We start from the raw sequence: 18,691 nt of genomic DNA on the forward strand, positions 1-18,691 counted from the left end.
TCTGCTTGAATCAAGCCAGACGACGCACGAGGAGACACCATGAGCATGCTCGCCGATAGTCACGATCTGATCCGGGTGCAGGGGGCCAGGGAGAACAACCTCAAGGACATCACCGTCGAGATCCCCAAGCGCCGGCTCACGGTGTTCACCGGGGTCTCCGGTTCCGGCAAGAGCTCGCTGGTGTTCGGCACCATCGCGGCCGAGTCGCAGCGGATGATCAACGAGACCTACAGCGCCTTCCTGCAGGGCTTCATGCCCACGCTGGCCCGGCCCGATGTGGACGTGCTCAGCGGGCTGACCACGGCCATCATCGTGGACCAGGAGCGGATGGGCGCCAACTCCCGGTCCACCGTGGGCACCGCTACCGACGTCAATGCGGCGCTGCGCATCCTTTTCAGCCGGCTCGGTGAGCCGCACATCGGCGCGCCGCAGGCGTTCTCCTTCAACGTGGCCTCCATCTCGGGCTCTGGCGCGGTCACCATGGAACGCGGTGGCACCACCGTGAAGGAGCGGCGCAGCTTCAGCATCACCGGCGGCATGTGCCCGCGTTGCGAGGGCATGGGCACGGTCAACGACATCGACCTCACCCAGCTCTACGACGACTCCAAGTCGCTGAACGAGGGCGCACTCACCATCCCCGGTTACACGGCGGATGGCTGGGGCGTGCGCATCTTCACCGGCTCGGGCTTCCTCGACGCCGACAAGCCGATCCGCGACTACACCACGCGCCAGCTGCAGGACTTCCTCTACAAGGAGCCGGTCAAGGTGAAGGTCGGCGACATCAACATGACCTACGAGGGCCTGATCCCCAAGGTGCAGAAGTCCTTCCTGTCCAAGGACCGCGAGGCAATGCAGCCGCACATCCGCGCCTTCGTGGACCGGGCCGTGACCTTCGCCACCTGCCCGGACTGCGGCGGCAGTCGGCTGAGCGCCGCCGCGCGGTCGTCGCGCATCGATGGGCTGAACATCGCCGAGGCCTGCTCAATGCAGATCAGCGACCTGGCCGAGTGGGTGAACCGGCTGGACGAACCCTCGGTGGCGCCGCTGCTGGCTGAGCTGCGGCACACCCTCAACTCCTTCGTGGAGATCGGGCTCGGCTATCTCTCCCTCGACCGCCCCTCCGGCACCCTGTCCGGCGGTGAGGCGCAGCGCACCAAGATCATCCGGCACCTGGGCTCGTCACTAACCGACGTCACCTACGTCTTCGACGAACCCACCATCGGCCTGCACCCGCACGACATCCAGCGCATGAACGACCTGCTGCTGCGGCTGCGCGACAAGGGCAACACCGTGCTCGTGGTGGAGCACAAGCCGGAGATGATCGCCATCGCCGACCACGTGATCGATCTGGGCCCCGGCGCGGGCACCGCGGGCGGCGAGATCTGCTTCGAAGGCACCCTCGAGGGGCTGCGGGCCAGCGACACCCTCACCGGGCGGCACCTCGACGACCGGGCGGCCGTGAAGCCGGCCGTGCGCGCGGCCACCGGCAGTCTGCAGATCCGCGGCGCCACCGCGAACAACCTGCAGGATGTCGACGTCGACATCCCCCTCGGCGTGCTCGTGGTGCTCACCGGAGTGGCGGGCTCCGGCAAGAGCTCGCTCGTGCACGGCTCGATTCCCGCCGGCGCCGGCGTGGTGTCCATCGACCAGGCCGGCATCAAGGGGTCCCGGCGCAGCAACCCGGCCACCTACACCGGAATGCTCGAACCGATCCGCAAGGCATTCGCCAAGGCCAATGGCGTGAAACCGGCGTTGTTCAGCTCCAACTCCGAGGGCGCCTGCCCCAATTGCAACGGCGCCGGCGTGATCTACACCGACCTGGGCATCATGGCGAGCGTCTCGACCACCTGTGAGGTGTGCGAGGGCAAGCGGTTCGACGCATCCGTGCTGGAGTACCACCTGGGCGGACGCGACATCAGCGAGGTCCTCGCGATGTCGGTGACCGAGGCCGTGGACTTCTTCGCCTCCGGCGAGGCGAAGACGCCGGCCGCGCACACGATCCTTACGGGCATGGCGGATGTGGGACTCGGCTACCTCAGTCTGGGCCAGCCGCTCACTACCCTCTCCGGCGGCGAACGGCAGCGGCTGAAACTGGCCACCCACCTCTCGGAGAAGGGCGGCATCTACGTTCTCGACGAACCCACCACCGGCCTGCACCTGGCCGACGTGGAGCAGCTGCTCGGCCTGCTCGACCGGCTGGTCGACTCGGGCAAGTCGGTGATCGTGGTGGAGCACCACCAGGCCGTGATGGCGCACGCCGACTGGATCATCGACCTGGGCCCCGGCGCCGGCCACGACGGCGGCCGCATCGTCTTCGAGGGCACGCCCGCCGACCTCGTGGCCGACAGGTCCACCCTCACCGGCCAGCACCTCGCGACCTACGTGGGGGCCTGAGCCCGCCGCCGGGAACCGATCTGCCCCGTCCGGACATTCCTGGGTACAGCACTCTCGGTACAGAGTGCGTGAGGGGCAACGATGAAACGGATCAGAGGTCTCGCCGCGGTGCTGGCGCTCGCTCTCTCGGGATGCGCGGCAGGAGCTGCGAGCACACCGAGTCCGTCCACCAGCGAATTCCCGATGTTCACCGACGAAGCGTGGGGCGAGCTGCCGGAGAGCCCGCTCTCGGCTCGGCGCGACAGCGTCGGCGCCTGGGTCCACGACAGGTTCGTGATCGTCGGCGGCTGGTCGGACCGGCCATGCCCCGCGCTCGCAGACTGCGACGTCACTGAACCGGCCCAGCGGACCGGCGCGAGCTACAACCCGTACACCGACATGTGGCAGCGCATCGCGCCGGCACCCGTTCCGGTGAGTCAGTACAGCTCCGTGGTCCTGGGCGGCGACCTCTACCTCTTCGCCTTCGACATCGCCAACGGCGGCCTCGAAGTCGGCCCCGACGGCCAAGTTCCGGTCTCCTTCCTGCGCTATACCCTCGACACAGATACCTGGACCACCCTGCCGTCCCCGCCCTCCGGCGGCGCGCTCATCGCGGCTGGGGACCGGGTGCTCTCCATTTCGGGGTCAGACGAAATCGCGGGCGGCGTCGATTCGGTCTACGACCCCGGCAGCTCGACGTGGACAGCGCTGCCCGACGATCCGCTTGGTCGGAGCTATGACCGCGAAGCGGTGTGGCTGGACAACCAACTGATCCTCGGCGCCAACTCCCTCGGTTCCTTCGACGCCGGCTCCGAAGGACCTGCCGTGGTGCGGCTGGCGATCCTCGACAGCAGCCTCACCGAATGGACAGTCTTACCCGACAGCGACATCACAGGGATCGGGGCCCTCGCAGTAGCCGGCCGGGTCGTGTTCCCCTTTTACGGAGTGACCGCCGACCGCATCGCCCTGGGCGCCGGGCAACCCTACGCCGAGGGCGGTATCTTCAACCCGGTCGACCAGGGCTGGACCGCTCTGCCCGACCTCCCCACGGGGACTCCCCTTGACGAATACGCGAACGGCCGCCCACCCCAGATCGTCGGGGACCAGGTCCTGGTCGGCGGTCAGTTCCTGCTCGACCCCGTCGCGGGCGTCATCACACCACTCCCGCGACCATCGTGGAGCGGTCGCGGCTCGGCGACGGTGATCACCGGCCCCGACAGCATCCTGGTCTGGGGTGGCGTGACCTACGACGGAACGGTCGGCGAGAATCACGCGGACGGGTACCTTCTGGGCCTCTGATCACGACCTACGTGGGGGTCTGAGCCCGCCCGATCGACACCACCAACGACCCCGAGGCGCGGCCGGCGCGCAGGTCGTCGAGCGCGCGGTCGACCTGATCGAACCCGTAGGTCGTGACCGTCGGGCGCAGGCTCAGGTTCTGGGCCAGGCGCAGGAACTCGCGGCCGTCGGCGCGGGTGTTGCAGGTGACGCTGCGCAGGTCGCGCTCGTGGAAGAGGTGCTCTTCGTAGCCGAGCACCGGGATGTCGCTGAGGTGGATGCCGGCGACCACGACCGTGCCGCCGGGCCGGGTGGCCTCGAGCGCCACGGGCACGAGGCCGCCGGCAGGGGCGAACAGGATCGCGGAGTCCAGGTCGTCGGGCGGTCGGGAGGCCTCGTCGCCGACGAACCGGAGCGGCATCGTGCGGGCCAGGTCGCGGTTGGCGTCGCCGCGGGTCATGGCCGAGACGGATGCCCCTGCCGCCAACGCGAGGGCCGCCGTGATGTGCGCGCTGGAGCCGAAGCCGTACAGGCCGAGGTGGCCGCCGGGCGGCAGGTTGGCCCGGCGCAGCGCCCGGTAGCCGATGATGCCGGCGCAGAGCAGCGGTGCCGCGGCGACCGGGTCGGTGCCCGCCGGTAGCGGGTAGGCGAACGCCTCGCGCACCACGGCGTGCCGAGCGAAGCCGCCGTCGGCGTCGTAGCCGGTGAAGCGGGCAGAGGCGCAGAGGTTCTCCCGCCCGGTGAGGCAGTAGTCGCAGCTGCCGCAGGTCTCCCTCAGCCAGGCGATCCCGACCAGGTCGCCTCGTTGGAGCCGGCGCACGGCCGGGCCCGTCGCGATGACCAGGCCGACCACCTGGTGCCCGGGCACCACGGCGCTGCGGTGCGGCGGCAGCTCGCCGTCCACGACGTGCAGGTCGGTGCGGCAGACGCCGCAGGCCAGGCATTCCACGAGCACCTCGTCGGCCTCGGGTGCCGCGACCGCACGGTCCCGGCGCGAGATGCCGTGGTCGCCGGTCGTGACCCAGGCTTCGGTGATGATCACGAGCGCCTCCAGCATCGGTGGATTCCCTGACGCCGCACACTGTACGCCGCGGGCCCAGACCGGGCGACTAATTGTTACCGACCTTTACAAACACGATCTGTGCGTGGGAGAATTGGCACACCAATCGACCGCTGAGGAGCCCCCGCCATGACCCTCGCCTCGATGGTCGACCAGGCTCTCCCGCTCGGCTCCGGCGAGGCCGTGATCGCGGTCGACGTGGGCGGCACCGACACCAAGGCAGCCCTCTTCGACGAGGCAGGTCGCATGCTCGGGCTCAGCCGCACGCCCACTCCTCGCAGGGGCGACGGCACCGCGCTCGCGGTGGTGCACCGGGTGGAGGAGCTGCGGCTGCAGTTCGCCGCGGACTTCCCTTCCATTCACCCGCGCGCGGTGGGGCTGCTGGTTCCGGGAGTTGTCGATGACGACGCCGGCATCGGCGTGCTGTCCACGAACCTGCACTGGTCGAACGTGCCCTTCGCGCAGCTCACCAAGGAACACATCCACTTGCCCACCACGTTCTCGCACGACGTGCGGGCCGCCGGCGAGGCCGAGTTCCGGCTCGGCGCGGCTCGGCCGTTTGGCACCGTGGTGGTGTTGGTCATCGGCACCGGCATCGCCGGGTCCCTGTTCATCGACTCCCGGGCGCACACCGGAGGCGGGTACGCCGGCGAGATCGGTCACTCCATCGTCGATCCGGCCGGCCCGCTCTGCGGCTGCGGCGCGCGCGGCTGCCTGGAGACCATCGCCTCGGCGGGCGCCATCGTGCGCCGCTACGAGCAGCGCACCGGCACGCCGGTCACGGGCGCACGCGAGGTGCTGGCCAGGGCCGAGGCAGGCGACAAGGCGGCGACCGCGATCTGGAGCGAGGCGCTGGATGCCCTCGCGCTCAGCATCGCCCAGCTCGCCGCGGTCCTCGCCCCGGAGGCCGTGGTGATCGGGGGCGGGCTGGCCCAGGCCGGCGATCGCCTCTTCGTTCCGCTGCGCGAGCGGGTGGACGCCCTGCTGAGCTTCCACCGTCGGCCCCGGATCGTGCCGGCGTCGATCGGCGAGAACGCCGGCCTGCTCGGCGGCGCCCTGCGCGCCCGCGACCTGGTCAGGTGACCGGCGCGAGCAGCTCGAGCAGGGCCCGGCCGACGAGCCGGGAGGCGCCGAAGGTGGCGATGTCCGCATAGGCGAGGTCGTCCGACGGCCAGCCCATGTCGATCACGAGCACGTCGTCGCGCTGGGTGCGCAGCAGATCGATCAGGTCGCAGGCGAACGGATGCCGGTGGTTGTCCTTGCCGATCACCAGCACCGGTATCCCGGCGGCAGGTTCGGGCGCGGAGGACTGAGCGCTCGCCCGTGTCAGGGGGCCGGCCTGCCAGAACGCCGCCGGGCGTGAACCCGGGTCGACGAGCACCTCGGAGAACGGTCCCCACGGGGCGCCGCCCACCGCGATGTTGCTCTCGGTGTCGATCCGCACCACCGTCACGGACGGCGCCGCCGCCGCCAGCCAGCGCCGGGCCTGCGCGTTCACGGCGAAGGAGGCCGTGATGCGCGCGGTGTCGAAGGCCGGCTCGGCCGCCGTCAGCGCGGCATCCGGCAGCTGCACCTGCCGGGCCTCCTCGAGCAGCCCTGCGGCCAGCCCGCGCACCCGGTTGGCGGCCTCGGCGAGCCGGTCGCCGCTCAGGCGGCCGGTTTCGACGGCGGCGAGCACCGCGGCCTCGATCCGGTCGAGCTGCTCGGCCGTGTTCTCGGTGCCGAGGCAGAGCAGGTCGCAGCCCGCGGCGAGGGCGGCCGCGGCCGCCCCGGGCACGCCGAGGGTGCCGCTGGCGCCCGTCATGTCGAGGGCGTCGCTGACGATGACACCGCCGAAGCCCAGTTCATCGCGCAGCAGCCCGCCGAGCACGCCGGGCGAGAGGGTCGCCGGGTTCTCCGGGTCGATCCGGGGCAACAGGATGTGCGAGGTCATGATGGTCTTGGCCCCCGCGGCGATCGCGGCCTGGAACGGCACCAACTCCCGCTCCCGCAGGGTCGCCAGCGGCACATCCACCACCGGCATGGCCAAGTGGGAGTCCAGCGCGGTGTCGCCGTGGCCCGGGAAGTGCTTGGGGCACGCCGCCACCCCGGTGGACTGCACGCCCCGCACCCAGGCGGCGGTGTGCCGGGCAGTCGTGGCCGGGTCGGCGCCGAAGCTGCGCACGCCGATCACCGGGTTGAGCGGGTTGGAGTTCACGTCGGCGTCCGGCGCGAAGGTCACGGTGCAGCCGACTTTCCGCAACTCCCAACCGACCTGGCGGGCCACCTCCTCGGTGTAGCCGACGTCGTCGATGCGGCCGAGGATGGCGTTGCCGGGGTAGGGCGAACCCGAGGAGAAGTAGAGCCGGGTGACGTCGCCGCCCTCCTCGTCGATCGCGATGACCGCGAGCGGGTTGGCGGCGCGGATGGCGTCGGTGAGCGCACGCAGCTGCCCGGTCGAGACGATGTTCTGCCCGAACAGGCAGACGGCGCCGAGCCCGTCGCGCAGGCGTTCGGCCAGCCAGCCGGGCAGCTCGGTGCCGACGAAGCCGGGCATCAGGGTGGTCCGGATGTGCCGGCGCAGGTCGGCGTCAACGGGCCCGGCGATTGGCTCGGCGGCGGAACCGGCGGCGGCCTCGTTCGCGCTCATCCCTTGACCGCCCCGCTGACCAGTCCGCTGGTCATCCGGCCCTGCACGATGAGGAAGAAGATGATCACCGGGATGGCCACCAGCGTCGAGGCCGCCATCACCTGGCCCCAGTCGGTGGCCCGGCTCGCGCTGGCCTGGATGAAGCCGCGGAGCCACAGCGGCAGCGTCTGGCTGGAGTTGTCCTGCAGCAGCACCAGGGCCACGGTGAATTCGTTCCAGGCCTGCAGGAAGGCGTACACGCCGGAGGCCACGAGACCGGGGGCGAGGAGCGGAAAGGTGATGCGTAGGAACGCCTGGGTGCGGCTCAGGCCGTCGATCATGGCCGCCTCCTCGAGATCGGCCGGCACCCCGGCGACAAAACCGCGCAGCATCCAGATGGTGAACGGCACCACGGCGGCGATGTAGATGACGCTCACCCCCACGATCGAGTTGAGCAGGTTGAGGCTGCCCATGAGCTTGTACTGGGCGATGAAGAGGCCCTCGGCGGGCAGCATCTGGATGAGCAGCACGGCCAGCACGAACCCCGTGCGGCCGCGGAAGCGGAACCGGCTGATCGCCAGGGCGCCGAGGAAGGCGAAGAACAGGCAGAACACCACGGTGATGCCGGCGATCGCGGTGCTCATGCCCAGGGCGGGCAGGAAGGTGCCGCCCGCGAACACGGCGGCGAAGTTGTCGAACGACCCGCCGAACGGCAGCCAGGTGGGAGTGCTGCTCTGCAGCACCACGTTGGGCAGCAGCGCCGAATTGAGCATCCAGTAGACCGGGAACGCCCAGACCAGCGCGACCACGATGCCCAGGAGCCCGAGAATGATCCGGACCGGGCGGATGCGGCGCCGAACTGTGCTGGCAGGCCGAACTGTGCCGGCGGCCTGAACTGTCGCGGTCATGAGTCGTCCTCCTTGAGCATGCTGCGCACGTAGAACCAGCTCAGCGCCACGGTGAGCACGAGCACGAAGACCGACACGGCGCTGGCCATGGCGAAGTCGCTGGAGCCGACGCCGAGTTGGTAGATGTAGGTGCCGAGCAGGTTGGTCTCGGACGCAATCGAGCCGGCGTCCTGCAGCAGCCGGATCTGGGTGAAGACCCGCAGGTCCCAGATCACCTGCAGCAGCAGGATGATGGCGAGCACCGGCCGGATGATCGGCACGATGATGAACCGCAGCCGCTGGGCCAGCCCCGCTCCGTCGAGCTGGGCGGCTTCGAGCACCTCGGTGGAGACCTGGGTGAGGCCGGCGTAGATGGAGAAGGCCACGAACGGCACGCTCATCCACACCACGATCACCAGGGCGATGAAGAAGAACGAGAGCGGCTCGGCCAGCCAGTTGTGGTTCTGGAAGTCCAGACCCATGCCCGTGAGCACGGTGTTCAGCACGCCGCGGCGCCAGTCGATCAGCCAGTTCCACACCGTCATGGCCGCCACGACTGGCATGGCCCAGGCCAGCAGCAGCGAGATCTGCAGGCTGATGCGCACCGCGCCGGGCACGGCATCCATCAGCAGGGCCATCAGGGTGCCGATGGCCATGGTGACGCCGGCCGTGACTAGGCAGAAGGCCAGCGACCTGGCCACCACGGTCCACATGTACGGGTCGGTGAAGAGGGTCACGTAGTTGTCGAACCAGACGAACTCCGGCGGCTGGCCGAACTGTTGGGAGAGCCCGAACTTCTGCATCGAGGTGACGAACTGCCAGACGAGCGGGTAGCCCAACGCCAGGATCAGGATGGCGCAGGCGAGGATCACGAGCAGGTACGGCGTGGACCTGCCGCGCTTGGGCGGGCGGGGTGGCGGCGGGCCCGCCGGAGCGGCCTGGTCCACCACGAGATTCTGCGTGCTCACGCCGCTCTCCTTTCGGTACTGCCGGGTGGGGAGCCGGCCGGCCGCCCCTCGGGAGGAGGGGCGGGCCGGCCGGGCCGGGGCCAGGACTGCTGACGGGAGGCTACTCGCCGTTCAGCATGGGCGTGAGCTTCTTGTCGTATTCCTGCGCGAGGGCCTTGAGATCGGTCGCGTCCTTGATCTTGCTGAAGAACTCTTCCATCACGAGCGAGCCCTCCACCGTGGCCCAGCCCGGCGCCGCCGGGGTGAGCTTGGAGTTCGACGCCGACGCGATCAGGGCCGTGGCGAACTGGTCGTCACCGAGCGAGTCGACGTAGTCGCTGTTCGCAGGTCCCAGCCCGTTCGTGCCGAGCATGGTCTGGTAGTCCTCCGAGAAGATGATCTTCATCAGGCTCTTGGCCAGGTCGGGGTGCTTGCTCGTGGCCGAGATACCGATGTTGGATCCCCCGGCGAAGACCGGAGCGGGCTTGCCGTCGTTGCCGGGGAGAGCGAAGACGGTATTCTTTGTGTCGTCCCAGGTGCGAGTGGCCTTGCCGTCGGCGTCGGTGCCCAGGGTACCGATCGACCAGTGCGCCCAGGTGGGGGCCATGATCGTGGCGGCGGAGAGGGAGGTGTTCGCCGTGACGGCGCCCTCGGCATCCTTGATCTCGTCGCTGTCGTTGAGGTAGATGTACTGGTTGCTGTCCTTCGCGTCGTTGGGTGCGTTGGAGGCGGACCGGTACAGGTCCTGCAGCTGGGCGAGCCCGGTCAGGGTGTTCTCCGACGCGAGGGTCGAGGTCCAGGTGCCGTCCTTGACCGTGGCGAGTTCCCCGTCGTTGGCGAAGATCCACGAGATGCCGTTCCGCCAGTCCTGGCCGCCCAGGTAGAACCCGGAGAAGCCGGGGATGTTCAGCGGGTTGGCCGCGTTGACCGCGGCGACGCCGGCGTTGAACTCGTCGAGGGTGGTGGGGGTGTCGACCCCGGCAGCCGCCCAGACATCGGAGCGGGCGAACACGGCGCGGGAGCCGAAGTAGTACGGCAGCACGAAGTTCTTGTCGCCCACCTTGCCGGCGTCGACGAACGACTGCAGCAGCTTGTCACCGCCGAGCTCGTCGTACATGTCGGTGATGTCGAGGAACGCGCCCACATTGGTGAACGTCGAGGACTGGGTGTTGCCGAGCTCGGTCACGTCGGGGGTGTTGTTGGCATCGGGCAACGAGGTGGTCAGTTTGGTGACCAGGTCTCCCCAGTCCTGCTGCTGGATGTCCAGGTTCGCGCCGGTCTCCTTGGTGAACTCGGTCTTGAGGTAGTTGCGGAGCTCATCCGGGGTGTCACCGCCGGCCAGCCACAGCGTGATGGTGGTGTCGCTGTTGTCCGCGGAGGGCTCACTGTCCGTGGCATCCGACGAACATCCTGCCAACACGAGAGCGGAGGCCGTGGCCAACGCGGCGAGAGATACGAGCTGTCTCTTCATGAGATCTTCCTTTCGTGGATTGCCGACGTTGGCGGTCGCCACATCGTTGGTGCCGGGTGGATCCGTCGGGTCAGGAGACCCCGAGTTGTGCGGAAAGAACCATGACGGCCGCGCCGCGCAGGACGATGTCTTCGCCTTGCTCGGTCATCCGGAGGGTGAGGTCGCCGGTTTCGGTGGCCATGGTTCTGGCCAGGAGGGTCTCGACGGTGGCGGCAGAGAGGGTGCCGTCGAGGAGTTCGGGGGGTCCGCTGAGCACGATGTCGAGCAGGTTGAGTGCGCCAACGACGGGGGCGAGGATGATGCCGAGGCGCCGGCCGGCCTCGGTGAGGACCCGGTCGACGGCCAATCCGGCCTCAGCCGGGGTGCGGGCCGAGACGGTGGCCTCCTGGATGGCGCTGGTCAGCCGGGGAACGGAGAGCCAGGCTTCGAGGCAGCCGAATTTGCCGCAGGCGCAGAGCGGGCCGTCGTCGGTGCCGACCACGACGTGGCCGATTTCTCCGGCGGCGAAGCGCTCGCCGAAAATGGCCCGGCCGCCGACGAGCAGACCGGCGCCGACGCCGTGGCCGACCTTGACCAGCAGCAGGTCGTGGTCGGCGCCGCCGAAGCTGTGTTCGGCCAGGACCGCGGCGTTCGCGTCGTTGACCACCCGCACCGGCAGCCCGGTGGCCTCCTGCAGGCGGGCCTGCAGCGGCTGGTCGCGCCAGCCGAGGTTGGGGGCGTTGCGCACGACGCCGGCCCGGTCGACGATGCCGGGCGAACCGATCCCCACTCCGAGGATGGGCGCGGTGGCACCGGCGATGACGCGCTTGAGCAGTTCGGCGACGGTGTCGTAGGCCGCCTCCCCGCGCGCCCCGGACAGCTCGAGGTCGGAGCTGGACAGCACGGCGCCGTCGAGGCTGAGCACGGCGCCCCGCAGCCGGGTGTGGCCGGACAGATCGAGCGAGACGATTTGGAACGCGGCCCGGTTGATGTCCAGCAGCGTGGCCGGCTTGCCGGGGCGAGGTTCCTGGCGCTGGCCGAGCTCGATGACGAGGTTCTCCCCCATCAGCTCGCTGATCAGATCGGACACCGTGACCCGGGTGAGCCCGGTTTCGCGGGCCAGGTCGGCGCGGCTCTGCAGGCCGGTGCGGTAGAGCGTCTGCAGCACCAGGGTGCGGTTGTTCAGGCGGATGTGCTCGGGCAGCACCTTGGTGGTCGGGCGCAGGGCCCGGTCCTGGATCGTCCGCGGGGTGCCGGTGGCTGTCATGTTTGTTAGTAAATCTTACGAACTAAATGCGCGCAAGGGAGAACAAACTATTGGCCGGGTTGTTTACCAATTCGTAACGCAGCGACCGGTGCACCAGCACCGGTCGCCGCTCGGCTAGGACCGGGCGCCGCCGGAGACGATCAGATCGGCCCGTGTGCGTGTGGTCTCGATGAGCCGGGCGTTCGCCCCGTCCACCGAGTTCGCCCAGGTACGCGCCGCCTCGGGGCTGCGGCCGTGCCGGGTGTGCCGGTCGACCAGCCGGGTGAGCCGTTCGTCCGCGGCCGTCTCGCAGAACCAGGCCTCGGCCAGGAGTCCCGGAATCCGGTTCCACGGTTCCTGGTCGACCAGGAGGTAGTTGCCCTCCACGATCACGATTCTCGTGCCGGCCGGAATCGCGACCTCCCCCGCGATCCCCTCGTCGACGGTGCGCTCGAAGCTCGGGGCGTAGACGGTGTGGTCCTGCTCGTCGAGAACCCGGGCGAGCAGGGCCACGAACCCCCAGCCGTCGAAGGTGTCGACGGCTCCCTTGCGGCCGTGGATACCGAGCCGGTCGAGCGTGGCGTTGGCCAGGTGGAAGCCGTCCATCGGCAGGTACACCGCCCGAGCACCGTCGTCCCCGGCGTTCAGCCGGTCGACGAGTTCCTTGGCCAAGGTGGTCTTGCCGGCGCCCGGGCTGCCGGTGATACCCACGATGATGCGGGGAGCGTCGCCCAGCAGGCCGACGGCCCGCGCGGCCAGGGCGTCGACGGTCGCCGGGTCAGGAGTAGACACGGGAGGCACCATCGATGGCGTGCACCATGTAGTCGTGGGCGTGCCGGGCCAGCTCGGGGCCGTCGTTCCAGAGGTTGCGCCAGATCGACAGGTCGTTCGACAGGGTGGGCGAGACCACGGCGGAGGAGAAGGACTCGAAGGTGATCGGGCCGCTGTAGTCGATGTCGGCGAGGGCGTGGAAAAAGGCGGAGAAGTCGATGTGGCCGCTGCCGAGATAGCCGCGGTGGTTCTCGCCGATGTGCACATAGCCGAGCCGGTCGCCGACCAGCAGCACCGGCCGGGTGAAGTCGTCTTCTTCGATGTTCATGTGATAACTATCCAGGTGGATGAGCACATTGTCGTGACCGATGTCGTCGGCCAGGCGCAGCGCATCCGCCGCCGTGTTGATCACGTTGGTCTCGTACCGGTTGCAGATCTCCAGGCCCAGGGTCATGCCGCGGCCGGCGGCCTCGGTCGCCAGGTCCTTGAGCACGGCCACGACGTTGGCCCGGCCGGCGCTGGAGAGCGGCTGCATGTACTTGCCGAGGGCGCTGTACAGGGCTCCGGTGAAGTGGGTGCCGCCGAGCCCGGCGGTGATGGCCAGCGAGTCCTGCAGCAGGGTGGCGCCGCGGGCGACGGTGTCGGCGTCATCGCTCGACACATCCGCCGTGAACGACAGTCCGCGCGACGCGACGACACCCAGGCCGGCCTTGTCCAGGGCCGCCTTGGTAGCTGCCACGTCGAGCTGGGGCGAGTCGTGCAGCGAGAACTCGACGAGGTCGTAGCCGGCCTTCTTGGTCTCGGTGATGATGTACTCCACCTCGGTGGGGGTGGTGCCTCCGGCGAAGACGAGGGCGTGGACTCCGAGCTTGTTGACTGGCATGGTTCTTCCTTTGTAGGTCGTGTGGGTGGGTCGTGAGTGGGTGGTGCGGGTCACGCGGCGTGCGCCAGCGCCGCCGCGTCGAGCTGGGCGCGGAGGAAGGCGTACGCGTTCCGGGCCGCCAGAGCCGGGTCGGTCCACGGGTCGCGCCAGATGCCGATGGTGTCAGCGGTGTCGCGGGGGTGGATCGCGCTGGAGAACGACTCGAAGGTGATCGGCCCGGTGTAGCCGGAGAGGGCGAGCTGGCGGAACAGGCCGGGAAAGTCGAGGATCCCGGTGCCGAGGTGGCCGCGGTGGCTCTCGCTGGCGTGGATGTAGCCGAGCAGGGCGCCGGCGTCGCGCACCGCTTGGGCGAGCGAGAGCTCCTCGCTGTTGGCGTGGAAGGTGTCCAGGTGCAGCAACACGTTCTCGGCGTCGAGGTCCTCGATGAACCGCACGGTCTGCGCGGCGGTGTTCAGCAGGTTGCTCTCGTACCGGTTGACGTACTCCACCCCGATCGTGATGCCCGACGCCCGGGCCTTGTCGGCGATCCGCCGCAGCACGGCGAGTGAGTTCTGCCGCGACGCCTCGGTGGCTGGATGCGTGTACTTGACCATCGCCGAGTACGTCACGCCGCCGATATAGCGGGCCCCGATGTCGCGGGCGAAGTCCACCGTGCGGCTCAGGAGCCGCTCGCCGTGGGCAGACACCTCGGCGTCCTCGGTGTTGATGTCGGTGCTGGCGTCGAGTGCCAGCGACACGACGGCGTCGAGACCGGTCTGCTCGAGCAGCCGAACGGTGAGCGCCAGATCGGTGGTTCGCGGATCCACGGCGGGGATCTCGATCAGGTCGTAGCCGGCCTGGGCGCTCGACTCGATCGCGTAGCGCGCCGAGTCATCCGCCCAGTCGCCCACCCAGACCCCGGCGTGGATGCCGAGCAGGTTGCCCGTCATCGCCTACGCCTCCTTCGCCCCGGTGATGAGCGCCACGAGCTCCTCGCCGGAGGTCTCAGCGGTGCGCCGGCCGGCCACGGCCAGGCCCGCCCGCATCACCCAGACGTGGTCGGAGAGCCGCATCACCTGGTCGAAGTTGTGGCTGATCAGCAGCACCGCCACCCCGTTGTCGCGCAGCGACTTGATGGTCTGCTCCACCTTCTCGGTCTCCTGCACGCCGAGCGCGGCGGTGGGCTCGTCCATGATCACGATCTTGCCGCCCCAGCCGGCGGCCCTGGCGATGGCCAGAGCCTGGCGCTGACCGCCGGAGAGCCGGCGCACCTTGCTGGCCACCGGCGGCACATTCACGGCCAGGTCGGTGATCAGGCGCTGCGCGGTGGACTTCATCAGTTTGCGGTTGAGGGTGCGGAACGGCCCCACGCCGTGGGTGAGTTCGCGGCCGAGGAAGAAGTTCTGCCAGACGGCGAGCTCCTCGACCAGGGCCAGGTTCTGCTGCACGGTTTCGATCTTGTGCTTCTGCGCCTCCTTGGGAGTGCCGAAGCTGACCACCTCTCCGTCGAGGGTGATGGTTCCGGAGTCCGGCGGGTGGATGCCGGAGAGGCAGCGGACGAGGGTGGACTTGCCGGCGCCGTTGTCGCCGATCAGCGCCGTGATCTCGCCGCGACGGAGTTCGATGGAGGCGCCCTTGAGCGCGTGCACGCCGCCGAAGCTCTTCTTGATGTTGGTCGCGGAGAGCAGCACGTCGGAGTCGGTCGAGCCTGCGGCGGGGGTTGCCATGGTGTCGGTCATTTCTTCTGGTACCTCGTGAGTAGGGCGGCCAGGACCACGACGAGTCCCACGGCGAGCGGCTGGTAGAACTGGCTCACCCCGAGCAGCGTGAGTCCGTTGGTGAGGGCGGTGAGCAGCAGGGCACCGATGATGGGGCCGACGATCTTGGCCTTGCCGCCGGTGAGGCTCACCCCACCGAGCACGACGGCGGCGATGGCGTTGAGCAGGTACGCCGTGTTGATGGCCGGCTCGGCGGCGCCGACCCTGGCGACCAGCAGCAGCGAGGCGAGACCGGCCAGGCCGGCGCAGATGAGGTACACCGCGATGCGCACCTTCACGGCGCTGACCCCGTTGGCCACGGCGCTCTCCTCGCTGCCGCCGACCGCCTGGATGTGCAGGCCGAAGCGGGTGCGGAACATCACGAACCAGCCCGCGAGGCCCACGATCGCGGCGAGGATGATCGGGTAGCCGAACGGGCCGACCGAGCCGGAGGTGAGGGTGAGCAACTCGGAGCTGTTCACCGTGATCGGCTTGCCGTCGGAGACGATCAGCGCGAGGCCCGTGGCCATCGACAGGGTGCCGAGGGTGACGATGAAGTCGGTCACCTTGCCCTTGGCGATCAGCAGGCCGTTCAGGATGCCGATGATCAGGGCGGCCAGGATCGCGATCAGGGCGGAGGGAAGGAAGCCGAGCCCGGCCTGCCAGGCGATGCCGAAGCCGACAGCGCCGAAGGTCATCGTGGCCGAGATGGACAGGTCGATGCCGCCGGTGGTGATGACGAAGGCCTGTGCCACCGCGAGGATCACGAGGATCGCGGCGGCCACGAGCATGGCCCTGATGTTGCCTAGGGTGAGGAAGCTGGGGCTCAGGATCGAGAAGACGATCACCAGGCCGACGAGGCCGATCGGAGCGGCGTGTTCGGCCCAGAAGCTGAGCTGGCGGGTCTGGGCCAGCAGCGAGTGGAGGGCACTGGGGCGCTCGGTCGCGGTTGTTGTCATTGGGTGTCCATACTCGTGTGGGAAGTCGGTGCGGGGCCGGTACGCCCACCCGCTGAGGAGCGGGCGCACCGGGGTCGGGGTGCTACTTGTCGAGCAGGTCGGTCAGCGGGTTCTCGAAGTCTTCGAACGGCTGCGGGAACTTGGCCAGGGCGTCGGCGGCGACATCCGTGGTGACGAGAGCGGTGGGCGACTCGATAGTTGCGGGCACGTCACCGCCACCGGCGAGGACCTCGCAGGCCTGCAGGCCCAGGGTGCCGATCGCGTAGGGGTACTGCGCCACCGTGGCGGTGAGGCCACCGTCGGCCACCGACTGCAGGGCGTCCTTGTTGCCGTCGACGCTCACGACCACGATGGAACCAGTGAGACCGGCGTTCTCGATCGCCTTGACGATGCCGAGGCCCATGTCGTCATTGGCGGCGAAGAACGCCTTGACGTTCGGGTTGGCCGCGATGATGTCGGTCGCCGCCGTAAGGGCGAGCTCCCGCTTCCAGTCGGCGGCGGTCTCCTGGATGATGTCCAGCTTGCCGTCCACCGCGGCCTTGAAGCCGTCGATGCGGGCAGCGCTGGTGACGTCGCCGGCGATGCCGCCGATGACGGCTACCTCGCCGCTCCCCACCTGCTCGGCGATGAAGTCGCCGGCCTTGCCTCCGGCGGCCTCGTTGTCGGTGCCGATGTAGGTCTTGATGTCGATGTTGGCGGTCTTCGCGGCGTCGGCGTCGATGGGGTTGTCGATGTTGACGATGGGCGTGCCGGCCGTGGAGATCTGGCTGAGCGACTGCACGAGGTTGGTGCCGCTGATCGGGTTCACGACGAAGCAGCCGAAGTTCTGCCCGGCGAGCGCGGTGAGTTTGTCGGCCTGGCCGGTGGTGTCGCCGATGTCGGCGGCGGCCTGAACGGTGACGTCAACGCCGTCGGCGTCGGCCGTGTCGTTGATGCCGTCCTCCATGGCCTGGAAGAACGGGTTGTCGAGGCCCTTGATGACGGCCGCGACCTTCGCGCTGCCCTCTCCCGTCTCGGCGGCCGGGGTCGAGCATCCCGACAGGACAACGGCGATCGCCCCGAGGGAAACGACGACGCCGAGGGATCGCTTCAATGTTGCATCTTTGCGGAACATCTTCATCCTTGTGGATCTGGGGCACCACTGCGTGCCGGTAGATAAGAACTATCACTACTTTTAGTTTTCGGCAATACAAAAGTCTGGGCACTTTAGCGTGACAGATATGGCTATCATCGGATTAACCTCTTCGTCAGCTTTGGAGCGTCGTGAAAACTCAGGTGATCAGCTCGCATATTTCGGATGTGCTCGCGCTCTTCCGTGAGCATGGTGAACTCAGCCGCACCGACGTGATTGAGATCTCCGGTTTATCCAGGTCCACCGTCAACCAAAGGCTCACATCCCTGCACGAGGCGGGGCTGATCACGCCGGTCGGCGGCGGCGAGTCCACCGGCGGACGCCCGTCGAGCCGGTTCGCTTTCGCCCTCGATCGGGCGGTCATCCTCGCCGCCGACATCGGCGCGTCCGGGTTCACGGTGGCCGTGTGCGACCTCGCCGGCACACCGCTGCGCGAGGCCAACCGCACCGTGAACGTGTGGGAGGGACCCGAACGCGTGCTGCAGGACGTGGTCGACTGCTTCGAGGAGCTGCGCGGAACGGCGATCGTCTGGGGCGTGGGTGTGGGGGTGCCGGGTCCGGTCGAGTTCAAGGCCGGTCGGGTGGTAAACCCGCCGATCATGACCGGCTGGGACCGTTTCGACATCGCCGGTTGGTTCGGCTCCCGGTACCGGGTTCCGGTTGTCGTGGAGAACGACGCCAACGCGCGCGCCGTGGCCGAAGCGCGCCTGTCCGGCTCCGACAACCTGATCAGCCTCAAGCTCGGCACCGGTATCGGCTCCGGACTCTTCTTCAACGGACAGATCGTGCGCGGCAACGACGGCGCCGCCGGCGACATCGGCCACACGCGGGCGGTGCTGGGCGATGAGGCGTCTCTGCTGCCGTGCCAGTGCGGCAACGTCGGTTGCGTCGAGGCCTACGCCGGGGGGTGGGCGCTCACCCGTGACCTCCTGGCGCTCGACATGGAGGTCGCCGGCGTCGCCGACATCGTGCGGCTCGTGAGGCAGGGCAATATCGACGCCTCCCGGCTGGTCCGGCAGGCCGGCCGGGTACTCGGCGATGCCGTGGCCGACCTCGTGAGCATTCTCAATCCGGCCCAAATCGTGATCTCGGGTCAGCTGGCCGAGTGCGAGGAGGTGCTACTCAGCGGCATCCGGGAGCGGATCTACCAGCGCACCTCGCCGCTGGCGACCCGCAACCTGCGCCTGCACACCTCGGACCTCGGCGAGTTCGTCGGCGTCACCGGGCTGGCCCTCATCACGGTCGACCGCATCCTCGACACCGACTCGATCGACGCGACCCTCTCGTCGCACGCGGGCGACGTCCCCTCACCCGGCGCCGCAGCGGTGGCAGGATTGGGCTGAACCGAACTGGAGGGGATC

Annotated in this window: 16 protein-coding genes; 4 read left to right on the forward strand and 12 right to left on the reverse strand. The window is 69.0% G+C overall.

The window, feature by feature from the left end; genetic code table 11:
• Positions 1-39: 39 nt before the first annotated feature.
• Positions 40-2,394, forward strand: a complete 2,355-nt coding sequence (locus tag PA27867_RS17200; protein ID WP_066598288.1) for an ATP-binding cassette domain-containing protein — start codon at positions 40-42, stop codon at positions 2,392-2,394.
• An 81-nt stretch (positions 2,395-2,475) separates the two neighbouring features.
• Entirely contained in the window at positions 2,476-3,672 is a 1,197-nt protein-coding gene (locus tag PA27867_RS17205) for a hypothetical protein (RefSeq protein ID WP_157109276.1), read from the forward strand.
• A gap of 7 nt (positions 3,673-3,679) precedes the next feature.
• Here PA27867_RS17205 and PA27867_RS17210 read toward each other — a convergent pair whose 3' ends face one another.
• On the reverse strand, positions 3,680-4,708 hold the full coding sequence (locus PA27867_RS17210; RefSeq protein ID WP_084021278.1) for a zinc-binding alcohol dehydrogenase family protein: 1,029 nt from the start codon (positions 4,706-4,708) through the stop codon (positions 3,680-3,682).
• Positions 4,709-4,840: 132 nt separating this feature from the next.
• Between PA27867_RS17210 and PA27867_RS17215 the strand changes: the two genes are divergently transcribed.
• Positions 4,841-5,794: an ROK family protein gene (locus PA27867_RS17215; protein WP_084021279.1), complete on the forward strand. Its 954-nt coding sequence runs from the start codon at positions 4,841-4,843 to the stop codon at positions 5,792-5,794.
• On the opposite strand, the gene PA27867_RS17220 is transcribed toward PA27867_RS17215, so the two are convergent.
• The 11 genes from PA27867_RS17220 to PA27867_RS17270 all read right to left on the reverse strand — a co-directional run bounded on the left by PA27867_RS17220 (position 5,787) and on the right by PA27867_RS17270 (position 17,291).
• Positions 5,787-7,340: a glycoside hydrolase family 3 protein gene (locus tag PA27867_RS17220; protein ID WP_066598290.1), complete on the reverse strand. Its 1,554-nt coding sequence runs from the start codon at positions 7,338-7,340 to the stop codon at positions 5,787-5,789. The two genes, PA27867_RS17215 and PA27867_RS17220, sit on opposite strands and share 8 nt — an antisense overlap.
• Complete coding sequence (locus PA27867_RS17225; RefSeq protein ID WP_066598291.1) at positions 7,337-8,227, reverse strand: carbohydrate ABC transporter permease; 891 nt, start codon at positions 8,225-8,227, stop codon at positions 7,337-7,339. The genes PA27867_RS17220 and PA27867_RS17225 overlap by 4 nt, the downstream gene beginning before the upstream one ends.
• Positions 8,224-9,174 (reverse strand): carbohydrate ABC transporter permease, encoded by a 951-nt coding sequence (locus PA27867_RS17230; RefSeq protein ID WP_066598292.1) that lies wholly within the window; start codon positions 9,172-9,174, stop codon positions 8,224-8,226. The genes PA27867_RS17225 and PA27867_RS17230 overlap by 4 nt, the downstream gene beginning before the upstream one ends.
• 100 nt (positions 9,175-9,274) lie before the next feature.
• Entirely contained in the window at positions 9,275-10,624 is a 1,350-nt protein-coding gene (locus PA27867_RS17235; protein ID WP_066598293.1) for an extracellular solute-binding protein, read from the reverse strand.
• A gap of 70 nt (positions 10,625-10,694) precedes the next feature.
• Entirely contained in the window at positions 10,695-11,870 is a 1,176-nt protein-coding gene (locus PA27867_RS17240; RefSeq protein ID WP_066598294.1) for an ROK family transcriptional regulator, read from the reverse strand.
• A 114-nt stretch (positions 11,871-11,984) separates the two neighbouring features.
• Positions 11,985-12,641: a nucleoside/nucleotide kinase family protein gene (locus tag PA27867_RS17245; RefSeq protein ID WP_236900756.1), complete on the reverse strand. Its 657-nt coding sequence runs from the start codon at positions 12,639-12,641 to the stop codon at positions 11,985-11,987.
• Positions 12,628-13,503, reverse strand: a complete 876-nt coding sequence (locus PA27867_RS17250) for a sugar phosphate isomerase/epimerase family protein (RefSeq protein ID WP_066598296.1) — start codon at positions 13,501-13,503, stop codon at positions 12,628-12,630. The genes PA27867_RS17245 and PA27867_RS17250 overlap by 14 nt, the downstream gene beginning before the upstream one ends.
• Before the next feature lie 50 nt (positions 13,504-13,553).
• Positions 13,554-14,432, reverse strand: a complete 879-nt coding sequence (locus tag PA27867_RS17255) for a sugar phosphate isomerase/epimerase family protein (RefSeq protein ID WP_066598297.1) — start codon at positions 14,430-14,432, stop codon at positions 13,554-13,556.
• A gap of 3 nt (positions 14,433-14,435) precedes the next feature.
• Entirely contained in the window at positions 14,436-15,221 is a 786-nt protein-coding gene (locus PA27867_RS17260; RefSeq protein WP_084021280.1) for an ATP-binding cassette domain-containing protein, read from the reverse strand.
• Positions 15,218-16,198 (reverse strand): ABC transporter permease, encoded by a 981-nt coding sequence (locus PA27867_RS17265; protein ID WP_066598298.1) that lies wholly within the window; start codon positions 16,196-16,198, stop codon positions 15,218-15,220. The genes PA27867_RS17260 and PA27867_RS17265 overlap by 4 nt, the downstream gene beginning before the upstream one ends.
• A gap of 82 nt (positions 16,199-16,280) precedes the next feature.
• The gene (locus PA27867_RS17270) at positions 16,281-17,291 is read right to left on the reverse strand and encodes a substrate-binding domain-containing protein (RefSeq protein WP_208857269.1); all 1,011 of its coding nucleotides are present in this window, start codon (positions 17,289-17,291) and stop codon (positions 16,281-16,283) included.
• 170 nt (positions 17,292-17,461) lie between these two features.
• On the opposite strand from PA27867_RS17270, the gene PA27867_RS17275 reads away from it, so the two are divergent.
• Complete coding sequence (locus tag PA27867_RS17275; RefSeq protein ID WP_084021282.1) at positions 17,462-18,673, forward strand: ROK family transcriptional regulator; 1,212 nt, start codon at positions 17,462-17,464, stop codon at positions 18,671-18,673.
• Positions 18,674-18,691 lie beyond the last annotated feature (18 nt).

The organism is Cryobacterium arcticum (genome assembly GCF_001679725.1).
GTDB classification, from domain to species: domain Bacteria; phylum Actinomycetota; class Actinomycetes; order Actinomycetales; family Microbacteriaceae; genus Cryobacterium; species Cryobacterium arcticum_A.